The 731-nt window shown below is 62.8% G+C and carries 1 protein-coding gene; it reads left to right on the forward strand.

From position 1 onward, the window contains the following. Positions 1-708 (forward strand): hypothetical protein (locus ACKAE7_RS21110; protein ID WP_408980235.1); only part of this gene is annotated, 708 nt, incomplete at its 5' end. Positions 709-731: the final 23 nt, after the last annotated feature.

Here is a 731-nt window from a genome sequence, read left to right on the forward strand (position 1 = left end):
CCCGTGCGCGAGGTGCTCGACGCCTACCGCTTCGCGTCCGAAGCTGACATGCGTGCCGAGGTCGCTGAGCTCGCCCTCGCGGAGCGGTACCTGAGTCACCGAGGGACGCCGGGGGCCTTCGGCGAGATCGCGCAGGAAGAGGCGCTCTTCAAGGGTCTGAGGCGACAGCTTGCCGACTTGGATCCGAAGCTCAGATCGACGTGGCAAGTGGCTGTGTTCGCGTTCATGGCTGGGCGCACCGCCATCCAGGCCCCAGTGGACCGCTACTTTCCATTCGCAGAGCCTGTTCCGGAGGGGCTGCCCGAGGAGACGCTTCGGCGTTTCGCTGCGGAGGCCAGGATCGGCGGATTGGCTGCCGAAGGATCATCACTATCGCCCGAAGTCCTCTCGGCTATCGAAGAGTATCTGGTCGATCGCCGCGACGAGCCTGCGACCGTGCCTGCCCATCTCTTTGAGATCATGGACAAGATCAGAACGGAGCACCGAGAGGGCAACGCTCCTCATCGCGCGATAAAGCAATTGGTTAAAGCCAAGAGTGCTCTTGGAGAGATCGAGATTGGCCGGATGTCGCCGAAACAGCTACGCCGTCTTCAGAGCGAGCTTGCAGCCATCCAAGCCCAAGTTGCGGCGCTGCTTGGCGACCATTACTCGCCGGCGAACCGACAGCCCCCAGCTGGAGTGCTCGACCGCCTCCTTGGAAGAAGGTGATGCGGACTACCCGTCCTGCTTCT

Source organism: Pseudarthrobacter sp. NKDBFgelt, assembly GCF_046097905.1.
Lineage (GTDB): Bacteria > Actinomycetota > Actinomycetes > Actinomycetales > Micrococcaceae > Arthrobacter > Arthrobacter polychromogenes.